Annotated in this window: 18 protein-coding genes; 16 read left to right on the top strand and 2 right to left on the bottom strand. The window is 41.2% G+C overall.

Translation table 11 applies throughout. The features are described from left to right. Window positions 1-56 precede the first annotated feature (56 nt). Window positions 57-941 carry a YtnP family quorum-quenching lactonase gene (locus tag KI363_RS09820; protein WP_158321414.1) on the top strand — a complete coding sequence of 295 codons (885 nt, stop codon included), beginning with the start codon at window positions 57-59 and terminating at the stop codon, window positions 939-941. Between the two features lie 43 nt (window positions 942-984). Here KI363_RS09820 and KI363_RS09825 read toward each other — a convergent pair whose 3' ends face one another. Together KI363_RS09825 and KI363_RS09830 are read right to left on the bottom strand one after the other, a co-directional pair. Continuing rightward, complete coding sequence (locus KI363_RS09825) at window positions 985-1,296, bottom strand: PepSY domain-containing protein (RefSeq protein WP_212966229.1); 312 nt, start codon at window positions 1,294-1,296, stop codon at window positions 985-987. 112 nt (window positions 1,297-1,408) lie between these two features. Next, window positions 1,409-2,371, bottom strand: coding sequence for a D-2-hydroxyacid dehydrogenase (locus KI363_RS09830; protein ID WP_158321412.1), 963 nt, complete (start codon window positions 2,369-2,371; stop codon window positions 1,409-1,411). 216 nt (window positions 2,372-2,587) lie between these two features. On the opposite strand from KI363_RS09830, the gene KI363_RS09835 reads away from it, so the two are divergent. The 15 genes from KI363_RS09835 (at window position 2,588) to moaA (ending at window position 20,274) form a co-directional block, all read left to right on the top strand. Then, window positions 2,588-2,734 (top strand): hypothetical protein, encoded by a 147-nt coding sequence (locus KI363_RS09835; protein WP_191967390.1) that lies wholly within the window; start codon window positions 2,588-2,590, stop codon window positions 2,732-2,734. Window positions 2,735-3,065: 331 nt separating this feature from the next. Beyond that, window positions 3,066-4,625 (top strand): carboxylesterase/lipase family protein, encoded by a 1,560-nt coding sequence (locus KI363_RS09840; RefSeq protein WP_158321411.1) that lies wholly within the window; start codon window positions 3,066-3,068, stop codon window positions 4,623-4,625. A 123-nt stretch (window positions 4,626-4,748) separates the two neighbouring features. Next, complete coding sequence (locus KI363_RS09845) at window positions 4,749-5,819, top strand: M42 family metallopeptidase (protein ID WP_158321410.1); 1,071 nt, start codon at window positions 4,749-4,751, stop codon at window positions 5,817-5,819. Window positions 5,820-6,132: 313 nt separating this feature from the next. After that, window positions 6,133-6,534: a nuclear transport factor 2 family protein gene (locus tag KI363_RS09850; protein WP_212966230.1), complete on the top strand. Its 402-nt coding sequence runs from the start codon at window positions 6,133-6,135 to the stop codon at window positions 6,532-6,534. Window positions 6,535-6,701: 167 nt separating this feature from the next. Then, window positions 6,702-10,376 carry a nitrate reductase subunit alpha gene (locus KI363_RS09855; protein ID WP_212966231.1) on the top strand — a complete coding sequence of 1,225 codons (3,675 nt, stop codon included), beginning with the start codon at window positions 6,702-6,704 and terminating at the stop codon, window positions 10,374-10,376. Continuing rightward, window positions 10,366-11,904 carry a nitrate reductase subunit beta gene (narH, locus tag KI363_RS09860; RefSeq protein WP_212966232.1) on the top strand — a complete coding sequence of 513 codons (1,539 nt, stop codon included), beginning with the start codon at window positions 10,366-10,368 and terminating at the stop codon, window positions 11,902-11,904. Before KI363_RS09855 ends, narH begins: the two co-directional genes overlap by 11 nt. Beyond that, the gene (gene narJ / locus KI363_RS09865) at window positions 11,897-12,466 is read left to right on the top strand and encodes a nitrate reductase molybdenum cofactor assembly chaperone (protein ID WP_212966233.1); all 570 of its coding nucleotides are present in this window, start codon (window positions 11,897-11,899) and stop codon (window positions 12,464-12,466) included. The genes narH and narJ overlap by 8 nt, the downstream gene beginning before the upstream one ends. After that, window positions 12,459-13,145 carry a respiratory nitrate reductase subunit gamma gene (gene narI, locus KI363_RS09870; protein ID WP_212966234.1) on the top strand — a complete coding sequence of 229 codons (687 nt, stop codon included), beginning with the start codon at window positions 12,459-12,461 and terminating at the stop codon, window positions 13,143-13,145. The genes narJ and narI overlap by 8 nt, the downstream gene beginning before the upstream one ends. 35 nt (window positions 13,146-13,180) lie before the next feature. Then, on the top strand, window positions 13,181-13,645 hold the full coding sequence (locus KI363_RS09875; RefSeq protein ID WP_246516825.1) for a GAF domain-containing protein: 465 nt from the start codon (window positions 13,181-13,183) through the stop codon (window positions 13,643-13,645). Next, window positions 13,638-14,699 carry a sensor histidine kinase gene (locus tag KI363_RS09880; protein WP_373306768.1) on the top strand — a complete coding sequence of 354 codons (1,062 nt, stop codon included), beginning with the start codon at window positions 13,638-13,640 and terminating at the stop codon, window positions 14,697-14,699. The genes KI363_RS09875 and KI363_RS09880 overlap by 8 nt, the downstream gene beginning before the upstream one ends. After that, window positions 14,699-15,346, top strand: coding sequence for a nitrate respiration regulation response regulator NreC (gene nreC, locus KI363_RS09885; RefSeq protein WP_212966265.1), 648 nt, complete (start codon window positions 14,699-14,701; stop codon window positions 15,344-15,346). Before KI363_RS09880 ends, nreC begins: the two co-directional genes overlap by 1 nt. Window positions 15,347-15,369: 23 nt before the next feature. After that, window positions 15,370-15,894 (top strand): hemerythrin domain-containing protein, encoded by a 525-nt coding sequence (locus KI363_RS09890; protein ID WP_212966235.1) that lies wholly within the window; start codon window positions 15,370-15,372, stop codon window positions 15,892-15,894. Between the two features lie 354 nt (window positions 15,895-16,248). After that, window positions 16,249-17,472, top strand: a complete 1,224-nt coding sequence (locus KI363_RS09895) for an MFS transporter (protein WP_246516826.1) — start codon at window positions 16,249-16,251, stop codon at window positions 17,470-17,472. Window positions 17,473-17,690: 218 nt separating this feature from the next. Further along, window positions 17,691-19,202: a nitrate/nitrite transporter gene (locus tag KI363_RS09900; RefSeq protein ID WP_212966236.1), complete on the top strand. Its 1,512-nt coding sequence runs from the start codon at window positions 17,691-17,693 to the stop codon at window positions 19,200-19,202. A 55-nt stretch (window positions 19,203-19,257) separates the two neighbouring features. After that, window positions 19,258-20,274 carry a GTP 3',8-cyclase MoaA gene (gene moaA / locus KI363_RS09905; RefSeq protein WP_373306769.1) on the top strand — a complete coding sequence of 339 codons (1,017 nt, stop codon included), beginning with the start codon at window positions 19,258-19,260 and terminating at the stop codon, window positions 20,272-20,274. Window positions 20,275-20,578: the final 304 nt, after the last annotated feature.

A 20,578-nucleotide genomic window follows, 5' to 3' on the forward strand; every position in this document is an offset into this window, starting at 1 on the left:
TTTGTTACAATCATAATAAAAATAGGAGCGAACTTACATCAAAGGGGGAATCGCAAATGGAGAAATTGCAGATCGGGAAGATTACGTTGCGGTGGCTGAATGGGGGAGACACCTATATGGATGGGGGCGCGATGTTTGGGGTTGTGCCAAAACCTCTATGGACCCGGAAATATCCTGTAAACGAGAAAAATCAAATTGAGTTACGCTGTGACCCGATGTTTTTGCAAGTAAATGGGAAAAACATCTTAATTGAAGCAGGCATTGGCAATGGGAAGTTAACGGATAAGCAGAAACGAAATTATGGGGTGTCAGAAGAGTCTCAGATTGAAGCGGATTTAGAAAAACTCGGCCTCACAGCGGCAGATATTGACATCGTGCTGATGACCCATCTTCATTTTGATCATGCTTGTGGATTAACGAAACCGTCCAATGGCGGGTGTGTTTCAACATTTCCTAACGCCAAAATCTATACTTCGCAAGTGGAATGGGATGAAATGCGCCATCCAAATATTCGTTCGCGCAATACATACTGGCCGGAAAATTGGGAGGCAATCGCTGAACAAGTGATCACCTTTCAAAACGAAATTACCATTGAGGATAACATTCGCATGATTCATACAGGAGGTCATAGCGCTGGACATTCTATTATTATGATCGAAAGTGAGGGGGAAAAGCTGCTCCATATGGCCGATATTATGCCAACCCATGCGCATCAAAATCCCTTATGGGTCCTGGCTTATGATGATTATCCAATGGATTCGATCCGTGAAAAACAAAAATGGATCCCTGAAGCGCTTCAATCAGGTGCCTGGTTCAGTTTTTACCATGACGCTTACTATCGTGCCTTGAAGTGGAATAAGGATGGAGAAATCACGGCTACGTTGGAGCGGGAGCGGCCAGACCAAGGGAAATTACTGAAGAATCTGCATAGAAAAAAATAAAAAAGGCAGAAAGCACCATCAATGGGAGCTTTCTGCCCTCTCCTTAAATCGGGTACACATCCAGAACACTTCCTGTATAGGCATCTGCGATAAATTCAAACTGTTCGCGTTCTCCGTCGCGGGTACGCATAATGCCGCCACGATACACCTTCGTTTTAATCGCATGTTTCTGATAATCTTCAGGCTTCATCTGCATCCACGAACCATCAATACTTCCTTCTTTTTTAAAAGCATGCTTAATATCGGCAAGTACCTTTTCACCTGATAAGGGGACTTGCTCCTCCATTATTTTTCGTAAACAATAGCCACCGATTAACCCAGTAAGAGTTCCAGCTATAAAAGACTTCCAATTCATTTCCTGCACCTCCACATCTCTATTTTTTCAGTATACAGGAATCAAGCAAATTCTTCGAGAATTTAACGAGGAAGAAATCACTCTCTCTTTGCTATCTTTATCGTTGTTTTATTTAATACTCCTTTTCATAATCAACAACATTTAGATGAGGGGCTTGATGGGTGAGGTAATGTCTTAGATTAGGAATAAAAATATCCCGTACAACACGCTCGGTATAATGTTCGGTCGCCCCTGCGGTATGAGGGGTGATGATCACATTATCCAAATCCCAGAGTGGACTGTCTGCCGGTAATGGCTCTACTTCAAATACATCAAGTCCCGCACCTGCAATCTCTTTATCCTTCAATGCCTGAATCAGTGCCGCCTCATCGATAATTTGTCCTCTGCCGATATTGATAAGGAAAGCATTGTTTTTCATTTGGTGAAATTGTTTCTCACCAAACATACGGGTCGTTTCTTTTGTTAGTGGCAGTGTGATCACGACAAAGTCAGATTGCCCAAGGACGTCTGCCAATTGATCAGGCTTATACATGTGATCGATATGTGCTTCAGGTTTTCCCGAGTGTCTTACACCGAGAACCTTCATCCCAAAGGCTTTAGCAATTTTAGCTGTTTCTTGGCCGATGGCACCAACCCCGATAATCCCAATCGTTTTCCCATGAATTTCTAATTCAAGTCCGCCATTATGCCACTTTTTTTCTTGCTGATGACGTACATAAGTGTGAATCTTTCTTGTTAAACCGAGCATAAGCGCAAAGATCGTCTCGGAGATTGGGTAGGCATGGACACCATTTGCACTCGTCAGCACGACATCTTTTTGTTTGAGTGTCTGAAGGGGCAAATTATTCACACCCGCGCTCCATGTCTGAATCCATTTTAGCTGGTCATTTTTTTCAAGCAAAGTCGGTGCCGCTTCCTTTTTCCAGTGCAATATGACTTCCGCTTGTTCCAGTTCATCCTGAATACGAGCACTGTCTTTACAAGCGACAACCTTCCAATCAGGCACTACCTGTTTGATTTCATCTAAAAGATGGTTCGCTAATTCTAGGTTAATCACTAAGGTTTTCGTCGTCATTGGATCACTCCCTATATTATAGTAATTATGTATAATTCTACCTAAAAGCTTCAAATAAATCTCTTGATCAATATGCCAAACCAAAAATATTTAAAGTGGATCCTCAGGGGAGCTAAGGGCTTAGCTTTTGTAAAAAATTTACAAGGAACACTTGTTCTGTGTAACTTGTTTTGCTATACTTTAAAGACAACCTCCATATGAAAGGAGGTGAGGTGAATGGAGAGGTATGTTCTGCTTTTCGTGGCCATTATGAATGTGGTAGTGGCGGGTATCAACCTTGTAACCGCGATCATGAATTATCGCAACAAAAAGGAGCCTTCTTCGTCGGCAGCGAAGAAAGGCTCCCATGAACCTGTGGAATAGGGGGAAACCCCTTTTCCTACTCCATCATCTTATGTCTATCATACCTGATTTATGCTGTTTAGACAATGGAAAGATAGGATGAAGAGATCAAATTCTATTATTTGTTCTTTACCCTAAATATCGGTTCAAATGTACTAAGAACTTCCAAAACATCATCGGAAGTGAGATAAATATGATGCTCTAACTGGGGATTTCAGTATATAGATACTCAATTTGACCTCTATAAATATACCGCTTTCATTTATTGTTCTATTAGTTTAAGATTGATATTGGTAACATAAATCTACCAAAAAGTGATTGTTTGAATTTTAGAAAATAAGGGGGACAAGATATGTCAAGAACTTTCGTTTGTAGTAAAACAGAACCAATTGTAGAAACAAAAGCTGGAAAATTAAGAGGTTATAAGATTGATAGGACGTATACTTTCCACGGCATCAAATATGCGGATGCTAAACGGTTCCAGATGCCCACAGAAGTGCAACCTTGGGTTGGTGTGAAAGAAGCAACATCTTACGGATATGTAAGTCCTTTGTTGAAACAAGAACAACCTTTAGGAGAAATACTTGTTCCTCATCGCTATTGGCCAATGGATGAAAATTGTCAGTATTTGAACATTTGGACACAGAGTATAGACAAAAATGCTAAAAAGCCAGTTCTCGTTTGGCTGCATGGCGGTGGTTTTTCAGCTGGATCGTCCATTGAACAAGTAGCTTATGATGGGGAAAATATGAGCAAATTTGGTGATGTCGTCATAGTAAGCTTAAATCATCGCTTAAATATTTTAGGTTATTTAGATTTATCACCATTCGGGGAAAAATATAACAATTCAGGCAATGCAGGAAATGCTGATATGGTTGCTGCTTTAAAGTGGATTCAAGATAATATTGAGAACTTTGGTGGAGATCCAGAAAATGTAACATTATTTGGACAGTCTGGAGGCGGCATGAAAGTTTGGACTTTGATGCAAACACCAGAAGCAGATGGGTTGTTTCATAAAGGAATCATCCAGAGTGGATTGATTGATGGATTTGTGGCAACAGGAAAAGTAGATGGAACAGAAATCGTAAAAGCCTTACTTAATGAACTTGGCTATGGTGAGGAAGAAGTCGAAAAGCTAGAAACTATTCCATATCCACTTTTAGCAGAAGCCTATAATAAGGTATCGGAAAAAATGGCGAAAGAGGGCCATTATGTTGGTTGTACTCCCATTCAGAATGATTTTTATGTAGGAGATCCACGAGTTGTTGGATTTACGGAACATGCCAAAACGATACCTGTAATGGTAGGCACAGTTTTTGCAGAATTCCCAGCATTTGGACCAGGAATTGCCGACAAAGAAAATCTATCCAGTCAACAAATGGAAGAATTAGTTACAAAAAGATACGGAGAACATAGTGAAAAACTAATAGCTCTCTTTAAAGAAGCTTATCCGGAGAAAAATTTAACAGACTTACTATTTCTCGACTCCTTATTCCGTGCGCCTTCTATTGATTTTATCGCTAAGAAAGCAGAGCATCAGGAGGCTACTACGTATTCGTATATGTTTAGTTTAGAGTTTCCTTATGATGGTGGAAGAACTGCTTGGCATTGCAGCGAAATTCCGTTTGTATTCCGTAATACGGATAAAGTTCCAGTATGTAATATTCCTGGTGTTTCAGATTTATTGGAGCAGCAAATGTTTGATGCATGGATTAGTTTTGCAAAGAATGGTACACCTGCTTCAAGTAACCTGCCTGAATGGCCAGCTTGTAAACCAGATGATGAGGCGACGATGATTTTTGATAGAACATGCGAAGTAAAGCGTAATTATGATCATGAATTAATCGCCCTGCATTCAAGTGTAGCACCATCCTTTGAATCCATTATAAAAAATGAAGATATTCAGCATTAATTATATGTAACCATTATCATTGATAATAGATAATTTTATACTGAATAAACAAATGAATAGCCAACGAGAAAAAATCGGTTAAAATAGAACTATACATACATTTTTGAAATGGGAGGAAAATTGATGAATCAAGAAACCCTTACAATGTTTAAAACGCTGACAGAGTTGCCAGGGATCGCAGGCAATGAGCATGCTGTTCGCGATTATATGCGGGAAGAATTAGAAAAATATGCGGATGGGATTATTCAAGATCGCTTAGGGGGAATTTTTGGGTTCAAACGTGGGGATGAACAAGGCCCAACGATTATGGTCGCCGGTCACATGGATGAAGTGGGCTTTATGGTCACACAAATTACCGATAATGGGATGATTCGCTTTCAAACGATCGGTGGCTGGTGGAACCAAGTTATGCTCGCGCAACGGGTACAAGTTGTGACAGAAACTAATAAGATCGATGGTGTGATTGGTTCGATTCCGCCCCATCTTTTGACAGAGGCGCAGCGCAAGAAACCAATGGATGTTAAAAATATGCTGATTGATGTAGGGGCGGATGACCGCAAAGATGCAGAGAAAATGGGCATCAAGCCTGGGCAAATGATTGTCCCTGTTTGTCCGTTTACACCGCTTGCGAATCCGAAGAAAATCATGGCAAAAGCGTGGGATAATCGCTATGGTTGTGGGTTATCCATCGAGCTATTGAAAGAATTACAGGGAGAAGACCTGCCAAATAGGCTCTACTCGGGAGCAACCGTTCAAGAAGAAGTCGGATTGCGCGGGGCAGCCACTGCGGCAAACATGATTCAACCAGACCTTTTCTTCGCGCTAGACGCAAGCCCAGCCAATGATGCGTCCGGTGATAAAAACGAATTTGGCCAGCTTGGAAAAGGCGCACTTCTCCGGATCTTTGACCGCTCAATGGTCACTCATAAAGGCATGCGTGAATTCGTCCTAGATACAGCCGAATCTAATAACATCGCTTATCAATATTTTGTTTCACAAGGGGGAACAGATGCCGGGCGTGTGCACACCGCCAACGAGGGAATTCCTAGTGCGGTGATTGGGATTTGTTCACGTTACATTCATACATCTTCCTCGATCATCCATGTCGATGATTACGCAGCTGCGAAAGAATTACTTGTAAAACTTGTCAAAGCATGTGATCGCTCAACGGTGGATGCGATTAAGCAGCAATAAAATGTGGATTTGAAATAAAGTTTAATTATTTTAAATAAAGACTGATAATTTGGTAAAAAAATCCTGCATTAAGGGTATGCAGGATTTTTTAGACTTTTAAGCTTATTTAAAAGGCTAAAGATTAGGTATATAGTCCTTTGTGGGGGAGGAGTAATATTGCTATTATCAATCTTTAAAAATCCAGGAGAACCTTCAATATGTGTCAAAATAATAGGTTGTGCGACGGTAGAAAATCTGATCGTTACTTTTATAGCAATATTGATTATATATTATAGGTATCGGTTAAAAATACTTTAGTTGGGGAGTGAGTTTAATGGAGGATTTATTATTGTTAGAACATATTCTTAATCTTGAAAAGCGATTAATGAACTATGATTATAAAGAACTTCATGAGCTTCTTGCAGATGACTTTTTAGAATTCGGGAGTTCAGGGAATTCGTATGATAAAAAAGCACAACTAGATGCAGCGAAAACTATCAATATGAATAAGCCGATACAATTTACAGTAACTGATTTTAAGATTAAATTGTTAGCATTAGATGTTATATTGGCAACGTACCGAACGTTAAGGCACAACGATAGTAAATATGCTTTACGAAGTTCTATTTGGAAAAAGAATAACAGTAAATGGCAAATGATATTCCATCAGATAGCAGCGATTTACTCCCGCATAAGAGAAAAATACTCTCGCATAATACAAAATACTCTCGTATAGAAATATTCCCCTTGTAACAACAAGCTTTTTCCACCCAAGCAACTCAGGGTTTTTCCCACCAGGTATAGGTGTTTCCCTAATAGGAAATCCTTCCCGCTTCTCAGATAATGGAAGTAAGAATCACGATCTACATATTTGTGGGTGTGAAGAAGGAGTGTGGGAGTCCTGTGAAAAAGAAATTTGGCCTAAAATTTTTTAAACCGACAGAACGTTATTCAGGCAATTGGTCGATTTTAGAAGAGAAAAGTCGGGAATGGGAGAAGATGTACCGACAACGTTGGTCCCATGATAAAGTGGTGCGCACGACACATGGAGTAAACTGTACAGGGTCTTGCAGTTGGAAAGTGTTTGTGAAAAACGGGATTATTACATGGGAAAACCAGCAAATTGATTATCCCTCCTGTGGACCGGATATGCCGGAGTTTGAGCCAAGGGGTTGTCCGCGTGGGGCCTCATTTTCTTGGTATGAATATAGTCCGCTCCGCGTCAAATATCCTTATGTCCGTGGTCGTTTATGGCGGTTATGGAAGCAAGCATTACAAGAATATCCAAACCCTGTTGATGCGTGGGCAAGCATTGTCGAAGATCCGGAAAAAGCCAATTCTTATAAAAAAGCACGCGGAAAAGGCGGGCATGTGCGCGTCTCTTGGCAAGAGGTTAGTCGCTTAATTTCTGCTCAGCTTATTTACACGATCCGTCAATACGGACCAGACCGAATTGCAGGGTTTACCCCTATTCCCGCGATGTCAATGATTAGTTATGCGTCCGGTGCCCGTTTTATTTCATTGTTAGGTGGAGAAATGCTGAGTTTCTATGACTGGTATGCCGATCTGCCTCCAGCATCACCGCAAATTTGGGGAGAGCAAACCGATGTACCGGAATCCTCTGATTGGTATAATGCCGGTTACTTGATTATGTGGGGCTCGAATGTGCCTCTCACAAGAACACCAGATGCCCACTTTATGACCGAGGTTCGCTACAAAGGAACAAAGGTGGTGTCGGTTGCACCGGATTATGCAGAGAACGTCAAGTTTGCTGATGATTGGATGGCACCTAATCCTGGATCAGATGCCGCCATTGCTCAGTCGATGACCCATGTGATTTTAAAAGAATTTTATCAAGATCGTAAAGAGCCAATGTTTCTGAACTATGCGAAGCAATATACTGATATGCCTTTCCTCATTCTATTGGATGAGCATGAGGACAAATATAAAGCAGGCCGCTTCTTACGGGCAAGTGACCTGGGAGATACCTCTGAGCATTCAGAATGGAAGCCGGTTATTTTCGATGAAATGGGGGAAGAGATCGTTGTTCCCAATGGCACAATGGGGCAACGTTGGGAAGAAGATCAAAAGTGGAACCTCATTTTGGAGAGAGGAGATGGCACTTCTATTGATCCAGCCCTTTCGATTCTTGAACACGGAGCTGAGTGGGAAGAGATCGTTTTTCCATATTTTGATCATGATCAAAATGGTATTTTTACAAGAACGATTCCGGCTAAAGCTATTCAACTAGCAGATGGTACAACAAGGATGGTGGCAACGGTGTATGACTTGATGATGAGTCAATATGGTGTTGCCCGCCCAGGCGGTAGATTGAATGCAAAAGGCTATGATGATACAGCCTCCCATTACACACCAGCTTGGCAAGAAAAGATCACTGGTGTAAAAGCCGAGCTGGTCACGCAAATTGCCCATGAGTTTGCGCAAAATTCCCTTGATACAGATGGTCGCTCGATGATTATTATGGGCGCAGGAATTAATCACTGGTTTAATAGTGATACGATCTATCGGGCGATATTAAATCTTGTCATCTTGACGGCTTCCCAAGGGGTGAATGGCGGCGGGTGGGCCCATTATGTTGGACAGGAAAAATGCCGTCCGATTGAAGGTTGGTCCACGATTGCGTTTGCAAAAGATTGGCAAGGTACGGCGAGACAGCAAAATGGCACCTCATTCTTTTATTTTGCCACTGATCAATGGAAATACGAGGAAATGGGCACTGAATCATTGAAATCTCCACTTGGTGGTAAAATCAAATACCAGCACCCAGCTGATTATAATGTCTTGGCCGCCCGACTCGGGTGGTTGCCATCCTATCCGCAATTTAATAAAAACAGTCTGCTATTTGCCGAAGAGGCGAAAAAAGTAGGAAAAGAAACCGATGAGGAAATGATTCAACATGCCGTCGATCAAGTGAAATCCGGGGAAACTCAATTTGCGATTGAAGATCCCGATGCACCAGAAAATTTTCCGCGTTCTCTCTTTATTTGGCGCTCTAATTTAATATCTAGTTCTGCCAAAGGGCAAGAGTATTTTATGAAACATTTACTTGGAACGCATAATGGATTACTTTCCACACCGAATGAAAAAGAGAAGCCAGAAGAAATTAAATGGCGTGAAGAAGTGGAAGGGAAATTGGATTTAATGGTGGCACTTGATTTCCGCATGACCGCGACACCATTATATGCCGATGTCGTGCTGCCAGCCGCGACCTGGTATGAAAAAACAGATTTATCTTCCACTGATATGCATCCTTTTGTCCATCCGTTTAATCCAGCGATTGATCCCTTATGGGAATCGCGTTCAGATTGGGATATTTTCCGTACCCTTGCCAAGGAATTTTCGGACATGGCAAAAACGGAATTGCCTGGAGTGTATAAAGACCTTGTGACATCACCGCTCCTTCATGATTCAAAAAATGAAATCGCCCAAAGCTATGGGCTTGTGAAAGACTGGAAAAAGGGTGAAGTAGAAGCGATCCCCGGGAAAACAATGCCGAACTTTTCGCTTGTAGAACGAGATTATACGCAAATCTATGATAAGTACGTCACATTGGGGCCAAATGTGGCGACTGGAAAAGTCGGTGCTCATGGAGTCAGTTTTTCAGTCACAGAAGAATATGAAGAATTGAAGAGAATCAATGGAACTTATTTTGACGACACGATCAAATCGGGGCTACCGAAACTCCATACCGCCAGGCAAGTGGCCGATGCGATGTTGAATTTATCTTCTGCTACCAATGGACGTGTATCACAAAAAGCGTGGGAAGTCGCCGAAAAGAAACATGGTGTACCATTAAAAGATATTTCTAGTGATCGGGCCGCGGAAAAAATTACGTTTCAAAGTATCACCGTGCAACCGCGTGAAGTGATTCCTACACCGGTATTCAGTGGCTCAAACAAAATGGGGAGACGTTATTCCCCTTTTACAACAAACATTGAGCGGCTTGTTCCTTTTAGAACGTTAACAGGGAGACAGCATTTTTATTTAGATCATGAAATCTTTCTCCAATTTGGTGAAAGTCTACCAATCTATAAGCCAACACTGCCGCCAATGGTATTTGGACCCAATGATCGGAAAATCGTAGGTGGAAAGGATTCGCTTGTATTAAGATATTTAACGCCACATGGGAAATGGAATATTCATAGTACGTACCAAGATAATCAACATATGTTGACGTTATTCCGTGGGGGACCAACTGTTTGGATCAGTGATGTCGATGCGGCTGCACATGATATTCAGGATAATGATTGGATGGAAGTGTATAACCGCAATGGGGTGGTGACAGCAAGAGCCGTTGTCAGTCACCGGATGCCAAAAGGGACGATGTTTATGTATCATGCCCAAGATAAACATATTAATGTTCCAGGTTCAGAGATGACCGATTCACGCGGGGGGAGTCATAATGCGCCAACCCGGATTCATATGAAACCAACGCAAATGGTTGGGGGCTATGCGCAGATTAGTTATGGCTTTAACTACTATGGCCCGATTGGAAATCAGCGAGATGAATATGTGGCGGTAAGGAAGATGAAGGAGGTCAATTGGCTTGAAGATTAAAGCGCAAGTTGCAATGGTCATGAATCTAGATAAATGTATTGGCTGCCATACATGCAGTGTCACTTGTAAAACAACGTGGACGAATCGCCCCGGTGCAGAATATATGTGGTTTAATAACGTCGAAACGAAGCCAGGAATCGGCTACCCCCAGCGTTGGGAGGACCAAGAGAAGTATAAAGGGGGATGGCGTCTAAAAAATGGCAAATTAGAATTAAATTCTGGCAGTAAACTAGAGAAAATTGCCTTAGGGAAGATCTTCTATAATCCTGATATGCCGGAAATGAAAGATTACTATGAACCGTGGACGTACAATTATGAGCATTTAACCCATGCCGGGGAGAAAAAACATCAACCCGTCGCAAGACCAAAATCGGTGATCACTGGCGAAAAAATGGATCTTGAATGGGGACCCAACTGGGAAGATGATTTAGCTGGTGGCCATATTACCGGCCCTACAGATCCTAACATTGAAAAAATTGAAGAGGAAATCAAATTTAATTTTGAAAAAGCCTTTATGATGTATCTTCCACGGCTATGTGAACATTGTTTAAATCCAAGTTGTGTGGCTTCCTGTCCATCAGGTGCGATGTACAAACGGGATGAGGATGGGATTGTCCTTGTGGATCAGGAATCTTGTCGGGGCTGGCGTTACTGTATGACGGGGTGTCCTTATAAGAAAGTCTATTTCAACTGGCAAACGAATAAAGCCGAAAAATGTACATTCTGTTTCCCGCGGATTGAAGCTGGATTACCAACTGTTTGTTCAGAAACATGCACAGGGCGGATTCGGTATTTAGGTGTCCTCTTATATGATGCGGATCGTGTCTTAGAAGCTGCAGCGACACCAGATGAGAAAGATTTATATCAAGCCCAATGTGATTTATTTCTTGATCCGAATGATCCAGCTGTGATTGAGCAAGCTCGAAAAGACGGGATTGCGGAAGAGTGGATTGAGGCAGCGCAAAATTCTCCTGTCTATAAATTAGCGATTGAATATAAAATGGCGTTCCCGCTTCATCCAGAATATCGGACATTGCCAATGGTTTGGTATGTGCCACCGCTAAGTCCGATTATGAATTATTTTGAAGGGAAGAATTCGCTTAACAATCCAGATGCAATTTTCCCTGCGATTGATGAAATGCGGATCCCGATTCAATATTTAGCGAATATGCTAACGGCCGGTGATACAAAAACTGTTACAGAGGCCTTACAAAGAATGGCGATGATGCGTTCTTACATGCGGGCCGCCACATCTGGAAAAGACTTTGATGAAACACGTTTGACGCGAGTAGGTCTTACAGCAGAACAAACGAAGGCCATGTATCGTTTACTAGCTATTGCCAAATATGAAGATCGCTTCGTCATTCCCACTTCCCATAAAGAGGGATATATGGACCCTTATCGTGCTCAAGGTCAAGAAGGCTTTGGAACAGATTGTGATGGTTGTGGTCCAGTTCACGCAACACCTGGAAAGAGCGGCAAGGAGATCTATGAAGAAAACTTCTATGGAGGGATTTGGCGTGATTGATCTTGAAAAGCTGTATTCTTATAAAAGCGCATTTGGCTTTTTCTCCCAATTGCTTTCATATCCTGAGAAACTTCATTTTCATCCTAAAACATTGGAAGGGTCCTTTGACTCTTCCCACCCTGCCTATGATGATGTAAAAACATTCTGGGAGATGATGCATACCTTTAGTCTGGATGAAATGGAGGAATATTACACCAAGACCTTTGATTTTGAAAAACATTCCGCTCTTTACATGACCTATTTTAAATATGAGGATGGAAAAGAACGTGGACAGATGCTCGCTAAACTGAAGGTGTTGTATGAAATGTATGGATTGGAAATGCCTGCAAATGAACTATCCGATTACTTGCCTTTGATATGTGAGTTTTTTTATGCGGCAGAATGGTTAGAGGATCCCCGCTCTGCTCAAAGTTTTTCGATTCTATTCTCCATATTGGAAGATGGAACATGGCATTTGCTAAAATCCCTTGAAAAAAACACAAGTCCTTATTTTCATCTTATTAGAGCGTTACGAACTACCTTGAAAACATGTGTCATACAGGGGGATGCGACAAATGCTTAGTCAATTTTCATGGGTAATCTTTCCGTATGTATGTATCGCCGTCTTTATTGTCGGTCATATCTATCGTTATAAAACAGATCAATTTAATTGGACCGCCAAATCGAGCGAATTTATTGAGAAAAAGCAATTAATGATCGGGAGTATCCTTTTTCATTTAGGGATTATTCCCGTTATCCTCGGTCATGTGTCTGGTTTAGGGATTCCGAAATCATGGACTCAGAGCTTAGGAGTCAGTGATCATTTGTACCATCTAGGGGCTTTATATATCGGCGGTTTCTTTGGCTTTATCACATTGGCGGGCATGGTCATTTTAACTGCACGCCGTTTTACCATCAAAAGTGTTCGGAAATTAAGTACGGCTTCTGATTTAATTGTGAATGTGCTTCTATTATTTATTGTTTTTATGGGGATGTTTTCGACTTTGGCCACAAATGTGGTGCAACCTGAATTTGATTATAGAGAATCGATTTCGGTCTGGTTCCGCGGCCTGCTTATCTTTCGACCAGATGCCACGTTAATGGCTGATGTCCCATTATCTTTTAAAATTCATGCCCTTTCCGGTTTTGCTATATTTGCCTTATGGCCGTTCACAAGACTTGTCCATGTGTGGAGCGTTCCGTTGAATTACATTGGGAGAAGTTATATTATTTATAGAAGACATCGTACGCAAAAATTTTAAAAAAGGCTGATCCTGAAATGGGGGAGAGAAAGAAAATGATGGAAAGACAGGCAAAATATCAAGCTGAAGTTAATCAGTTAAAAGAACGATACCAATTTGATCTAGTCTCTCTGGCTCTTACCCAGTCTGTAGAGGATCAATTCGTTTTAAAATGGAAATACGCGGCAGGCAATTTAAATGATCGTTATAAACGCATTACTTTGTATTCTGGAAAAGGAATTGCCGGAATTGTTTTTAAAACAGGAAAATCACTTGTAATTGAAAACATCCAAAAAGAAATTCATGGGAAGGATTTATTTAATTATCCGATTGTGATGTCTGAGTCGCTACAAAGTATTGGAGCCATTCCTCTTTGGGACAATCATCGTGTGGAAGGTGTATTATTGGTCGGTTATCGAAATAATCAAGTGATTACCACCTCACTAATCGAACAAATCCAAAGCGAGATCGTCGATATTTTTTCTCCATTCACAGGAAGGGAGATGCTTTCTTGTGAATAATTTATCAAAAGCAACCATCATTGAATTACTGACAAAGATGTACGAACAAAGCCCAGAAATTATTTTCTTTTTACATGCCAATGGCAAAGTAATCGATATGAATCCAGCGGCGAGAGCGATTGTGGACGAAAAAGAATTGGAAAAAGGCTTTCCCCACTCTATTTGTGAATTTTGCATGGGGTACACAAGTAACACGGAGTCACGGACATGTACAAATTGTTATTTACGTGATGAGGAAGGGGATTTTTCATCGTTTCAAATTTATTTGAAAACAAAAAAGGATGGTACTCTTCCTTTTGCAGCGAGCTATCAAGTGGTCGATGAAGATAGTGAAATACGGATCCTTATGCTCAGAAATTTAACGAAGCCCTTTCAAACGCAGAAAGAACTCTATCAAAATAATATGACGAAACATGTGATTCGCGCCCAAGAGGATGAACGGAAACGAATTTCCCGCGAATTACACGATGGCGTGATCCAAGAGTTATTAAACTCTTTAGTGGAGTTACGGATTCTGAAATATTTGGATAATGACAAAGAAAAAGACGAGAAAATTAAGCAGACGGAGATGTCTTTAACAAGGCTTCTAGACGATGTCCGTAACTTATCGGTTGAACTAAGACCCTCATCACTTGATGATCTTGGTTTAGAAGCGGCATTCCGTTCGCATTTTAAATGGCTAGAGAAGAATTATGGCCTGATTGTCCACTTTACGCCTGAGCTGCAATCCAAACGGTATGGCAATGAGGTTGAAACGGTCTTTTATCGGATTTGCCAGGAAGCGATCTTTAACGCATTAAAATATGCGCAAGTGGATGAAGTTTTTGTCCGTTTATATGAAGAGGCAGGTTTTCTTCATTTGTTGATTGAGGATCATGGAATGGGTTTTGATTTGTCATCAGAGGCAAGAGGAACAGGATTAGGATTATATGGCATGAGGGAAAGAGCTGAATTTATCCACGGTCAATTAACCATCCATTCAGAAATCGGTAAGGGAACGACCATCCATATCCATGCTCCGATCGATTCTCATATAGGGAGGAATATGGAATGATCAAACTAGTGATTGCAGATGATCATGCCGTTGTCCGAAGTGGCTTCTCGATGATCTTAAATTATCAATCCGATATGGAAGTTGTTGCGACAGCAGCGGACGGCATCGAAGCTTATGCGATGGTGGGGAAACACCAACCAGATGTTTTATTATTGGATTTAAGTATGCCACCAGGTGAGAGCGGCTTAATCGCGACAGGAAAAATTAGTGAGGATTATCCTGACACGAAGATCCTTATTCTGACCATGTATGATGATGAAGAATATTTATTCCACGTACTCAAAAATGGAGCATCAGGCTATATTTTAAAGAATGCGCCTGATGAGGAACTCGTCTCAGCCATTCGTACGGTATACAGTGGAGGAACCTATATCCACCCAAAAATGGCAACATCCCTCGTAAAAGAATTTGTCAAAAATGATGGGGTTGCGGGGACAGACGATCCATTTAAAATTTTATCAAAACGAGAATTGGAAATTTTACCTTTAGTCGCAAAGGGATACGGTAATAAAGAAATTGCCGAAAAACTATTTATCTCTGTTAAAACCGTGGAAGCTCATAAAGCCAAAATCATGGAAAAACTTTCATTAAAAAGTCGTCCAGAATTGGTGGAATATGCTTTAAAGAAAAAATTGCTTAATTTTTAAAGGTGATAGGGGGGGAGAAATCCTTGGCAGGAGAAACATTACGATTTAAACTACCAGCCATTCGAATCCTGGAAAACGAACATCAATATTTATCTTTTTTAATGGCGGACTGGCATGCCATTGTCTTGAACTTTGAAAATAACCAATATGAAGAACAGGAAGCAAGAAAAGAATTCAAAAGACTGAGACAACTGCTTGTTGAATTTATTGAACCATTAAAAAATCATACCGAAAAAGAAGAACAATTCTTTTTCCCACTGCTCGGTCAATATATCGGATATGAACAAGGACCGATCATGTCGATCGAAGAGGAACATCAGGAAATAGATGCCTACATTGGTCATTTTCTTCATCATACCTTGCCAAAAATGGACACATTCTCAGTGGAAAAAATGAAAGAAATTGTCCAAGATGCAGGAGAAGCATTTGAAGTTTTAACCGTTCATTTCGTCAAAGAAGAAACAGTTCTATTTCCAATGGCTGAAAAAGTCATGAAAGCTGTAGATGAAGATCATTTATATGAACAACTCAATACGGTTATTATTTAATCGAAATGTGTAAAAAAGGGATAGAGGGACGGGGATATCGTCTGCATCTATCCCTTTTTTACAGGATAAGAAAGTATAAATTTGGGCTAAAATGCTTGATCCAGCTCCAGCGCCCAGCGCCTAGCAAACTTTCGGTGACTCGCCGTTACGTTAATGATGGAGCCGGCGAAAAAGCGTAAGGGCGCTTTAGGTTCATGCCAATGGCTTTATTACTTCATATTGATTTTTTTGCACCAAGCTGAATAGGATAAAAATATTCCTAAAACTCGCGCCATTTCCATAAAATGAATGGTAACAAATTTGATTTTGTGGTAGATTTATAGAATTGTTATTAATTTTAGGAGATGGTATGCAGTGGAACAGGCACTTACAACTAGACAAATACGTTTGTGGCGTATGGCCATTTATTTCTATTTTGGTCTTTCTGGTTTTGCCATGGCATCTTGGGTGGCACAAACCCCGAATATTCGCGATGCATTAGGTGTATCAACGGCACAGATGGGATGGATTATTTTTGGTCTCTCCACTGGTTCGATCATTGGCCTTATGTGTGCAAGTCGTTTAATCGCCCGTTTTGGTGGTCGGGTCATTATGTTAACAGGACTTGGGCTTAGTTCCATTGGACTGATCACGATCGGATTGGGAAGTTCATGGGCTCCTCATGTATGGATTGTATTTAGCGCCCTCGCTATTTTTGGCTTTGGCATTGGAATATGTGATGTAGCGATGAATGTAGAAGGAACAGCGATTGAAAAAACGCTTAAAAAGTCAATTTTGACAGGCTTTCATGCAGTATATAGTTTAGGGACCTTTTTTGGTGCTATGATTGGTTCCCTTGTCAATAAAATCCATTTACCGATCATGGCTCATTTATTTGTGATTGCTTTGATTGTATTCGTCTTAATTGTCTATTTTTCCCGTTTCGTGCCAATCGGATCTGGTCAAGAAGACCAAGATGAGAACAAAAATGAGACTACAGCGACAGAGACCTTGTCTGTTTGGAAAGAGCAACGGACGGTTCTACTCGGAATCATCGTACTAGGAATGGCGTTTGCAGAAGGTTCTGCGGGCGATTGGTTACCGTTAGTTATTGTGGATGGTTATGATAAAAGCCCTGCATCTGGATCGTTAATGTTTAGTTTATTCGTCGCGACCATGACGATTAGTCGTGCAGTGGGGGATATTCTTTTAGATAAGTTTGGCAGGGTGGCGATTCTTAGAGCCTCCGCTCTATCTGCCGCACTGGGGCTTGTAATCGTCATTTTTGGTGGAAATTATTATACGGCCGCCATTGGTATTGTTCTTTGGGGATTTGGTTCGGCTTACGGCTTTCCGATTGGCTTATCTGCAGCTGGCGACAATCCGCATGGGGTAGCTGCGCGGGTCGGAGCCGTCACAACGGTCGGATATATGGCTTTTCTCGTTGGTCCTCCTGTCTTAGGGGCGATTGCTGGCTCAGTCGGTATACTTAGGTCGCTGATTTTTGTATTGATTGGCGTAACAGTGGCTGGGTCGTTGGCACATGCTGCAAGACCTGTTTCACCAAATGTTAAAGAAGCAGAAGCATTAGAACAATAGAATTTGAAAATGTGGTGTCTGTCCCTGATGCGCAAAATAAATCGGGGATAGGCACTATTTTTTTCGTCGCACAAACAAATGTTCATTTTTTCACAAATCAAGGGAAACCCCCTTAAAATGGAGGGAGCTCCCTAATAAAAATAGCCGATAGGAAAAGCTACACTACTAGTAAGAGGAAGTGATTATGTAAAATTATTAAGAAGGAGTAGGTGGTTGGCATGATCAAAAAGGTTCAATTGCCATTACAAACTTTGAATCTAGTTGTTGGGTTTATGGTATGGGTGATTATTTCAGCTTTATTGCCTTTTATCATTGAGGATATCTCGATTCCCGCTGATAAATTAGCGATTTTGACAGCTATCCCAGTTGTATTAGGATCAGTGTTAAGGATTCCGCTTGGGTATTATGCGAATTTATTTGGGGCAAGACTGGTTTTCCTAATTAGTTTCATTTTGTTATTATTTCCGGTCTATTATATTAGTGAAGCATCTAGCTTTACGGATTTAGTTATTGGCGGGTTGTTTCTAGGAATTGGGGGAGCTGTTTTTTCTGTCGGGGTTACCTCGTTGCCGAAATATTATGCAAAAGAAAAGCATGGCCTTGTCAATGGGATTTATGGAGCAGGTAATATTGGAACAGCGATTACGACCTTTGCGGCCCCGGTAATTGCGACACAAATCGGTTGGTCGATGACGGTGAAACTCTATTTAATTTTACTCTTATTTTTTGCAGCTTTGAATATCTTCTTTGGTGACCGCAAAGAAGTGAAAGTTAAGACACCCTTAATGGAACAAATCAAAGGTGTCTATAAAAATGAAAAACTCTGGTTTTTTTCCTTATTTTATTTTATTACTTTTGGATCCTTTGTCGCCTTCACCGTTTATTTGCCGAATTTTTTAGTTGATTATTTCCAATTAGACAAAGTCGATGCGGGGATGAGAACAGCTGGATTTATTGCGGTCGCCACTTTTTTACGCCCGGTTGGCGGGTGGTTAGCGGATAAATTTCAACCTCTATTTTTACTCATGGGTGTCTTTGTGACTTATACAGTGGCAGCGATTATACTGGCCTTCTCCCCATCGATTGGCTTATATACGGTGGGATGTATGGCGATTGCCGTCAGTGCTGGCATTGGAAATGGCGTCATTTTTAAATTGGTTCCCTTTTACTTTAATAAGCAAGCAGGGACAGTGAACGGGATTGTATCGATGGTAGGGGGATTGGGAGGATTTTTCCCACCATTATTATTAGCATCGATCTATTCGATAACAGGTCAATACTCGATTGGATTTATGTTATTATCGCAAGTAGCATTAGCAAGTCTTGTATTAGTCGTTTGGTTATATTATATGGATCGCTTAAGTTTATCAGCTGAAGTTTTCAAATCAACCGGACAGGGGATATTAGTAACGGATTCTCATGGAAAGATTAAAGCAGTCAATCCAGCCTTTACCCAGTTAACGGAATATAAAGAGGCAGATGTACTCAATCAGAATCCGAATATATTAAGTTCCGGCAGACATAATGAGGAATTTTACCAGAAAATGTGGGCGCAAATTAAGGAACAAGGAGAATGGCAAGGGGAAATCTGGAATCGCCGTAAAAGTGGTGAGGAATATTTACAATGGTTAAATATTAGTGCAGTCAAAGATGATACAGGAGAAGATGTCCGCTATGTTGGAACTTTCACCGATATTACAGAGGAACATAAGAAAAGAAAGCATGAATAAGTTATACTTCTCATATGAAGGAATAGAATGCTAGAAAAGCGAAAGGACGGGAGCCATGATGACAGATGTTTTATATGATCGATTAAGAAGACCGATGCGGGATTTAAGGCTATCTGTAACCGATCGCTGTAATTTTCGGTGTACGTATTGCATGCCGAAAGAAATATTCGGTGATGATTATGCTTTTATGCCGAAAGATGCAATGTTAAGTTTTAAAGAAATGGTTAGATTGGCTTCCATCTTTGTTTCCCTAGGTGTTAAGAAAATTAGATTAACCGGTGGAGAGCCGTTGATGAGAAGGAATCTTTCAGAATTAATTGCCCAACTTACCGAGCTAGATGGAGTAGAGGATATTGGCTTGACCACCAATGGAATGTTGTTAAAAGCTCATGCCGATGATCTGTATCAAGCAGGATTAAGAAGATTAAATATTAGTTTGGATGCATTAGAACCGGAATTATTTGGACAAATAAATGGCCGTGGGGTCAAACCAGCCTATATATTAGAAAATATTGCCTATGCGCAAAAACTAGGTTTTGAAATAAAGGTTAATATGGTTGTGCAAAAAGGAGTCAATGATCAGGAAATTATTCCAATGGCCCGTTATTTTAAAGATCAGGGGATTACCCTGCGCTTCATTGAGTTTATGGATGTCGGAAATGATAACGGGTGGAGCTTTAAAAAAGTTGTAACCAAGAAAGAGATTTATGACATGTTGAAGGAAGAATTTGCACTCGAACCAGTGGATCCTCATTATTTTGGTGAGGTGGCAAAGCTTTATCGCTATTCGGACAACGGCGCCCAGGTCGGATTTATTACCTCTGTTTCTGAATCCTTCTGTTCTACTTGTACAAGAGCTCGTCTTTCCTCTGAAGGAAAATTTTACTCATGTCTATTCGCCTCCTCCGGATTTGATCTGAAAAAAATGATGCGGGACGGGGCGACAGATCTGGCATTACGTGCTAAAATTTGCCAGCTTTGGGAGCGGAGAGCCGATCGTTATTCTGATGAACGAACAGAGTGGACGGCTAAAAACCGCAAGAAAATTGGCATGTCTTATATCGGCGGATAATTAAGAAAAGCGTAAGCGCCCGTTTAGCGACGTACAAACTTTTTAGGGGCCTGACGAGATAAAGGAAACACAGTGAGCCTGATAAGGCGAACTGATGTTGACTTATCGTAGGAAGGCACCGAAAGTTTGCTAGTCGCTGGGCGCTGCAGCTAGACAAAGAAAAGCGTAAGCGCCCGTTTAGCGACGTACAAACTTAGTCCATAAGGATGAACGGCTAAAGGCGCGCCGTCCTGGCGCAACGCCGTTCTGACCCACATCCTGTGGGCCTCCGTCCTGGCGGCAGACTCAATCGCGACGTCCTGTC

This window comes from Lederbergia ruris (assembly GCF_018332955.1).
GTDB classification, from domain to species: Bacteria; Bacillota; Bacilli; order Bacillales; family Bacillaceae_C; genus Lederbergia; species Lederbergia ruris.

Bases quoted from the DNA above. Each gene is read 5' to 3' on its own strand.
- KI363_RS09835 (WP_191967390.1), top strand. From the start codon at position 2,588: ATGGAGAGGTATGTTCTGCTTTTCGTGGCCATTATGAATGTGGTAGTG.
- KI363_RS09850 (WP_212966230.1), top strand. From the start codon at position 6,133: ATGGAGGATTTATTATTGTTAGAACATATTCTTAATCTTGAAAAGCGA.
- KI363_RS09840 (WP_158321411.1), top strand. From the start codon at position 3,066: ATGTCAAGAACTTTCGTTTGTAGTAAAACAGAACCAATTGTAGAAACA.
- KI363_RS09875 (WP_246516825.1), top strand. From the start codon at position 13,181: ATGATGGAAAGACAGGCAAAATATCAAGCTGAAGTTAATCAGTTAAAA.
- KI363_RS09900 (WP_212966236.1), top strand. From the start codon at position 17,691: ATGATCAAAAAGGTTCAATTGCCATTACAAACTTTGAATCTAGTTGTT.
- KI363_RS09845 (WP_158321410.1), top strand. From the start codon at position 4,749: ATGAATCAAGAAACCCTTACAATGTTTAAAACGCTGACAGAGTTGCCA.
- narI (WP_212966234.1), top strand. From the start codon at position 12,459: ATGCTTAGTCAATTTTCATGGGTAATCTTTCCGTATGTATGTATCGCC.
- KI363_RS09820 (WP_158321414.1), top strand. From the start codon at position 57: ATGGAGAAATTGCAGATCGGGAAGATTACGTTGCGGTGGCTGAATGGG.
- moaA (WP_373306769.1), top strand. From the start codon at position 19,258: ATGATGACAGATGTTTTATATGATCGATTAAGAAGACCGATGCGGGAT.
- KI363_RS09830 (WP_158321412.1), bottom strand. From the start codon at position 2,371: ATGACGACGAAAACCTTAGTGATTAACCTAGAATTAGCGAACCATCTT.
- KI363_RS09825 (WP_212966229.1), bottom strand. From the start codon at position 1,296: ATGAATTGGAAGTCTTTTATAGCTGGAACTCTTACTGGGTTAATCGGT.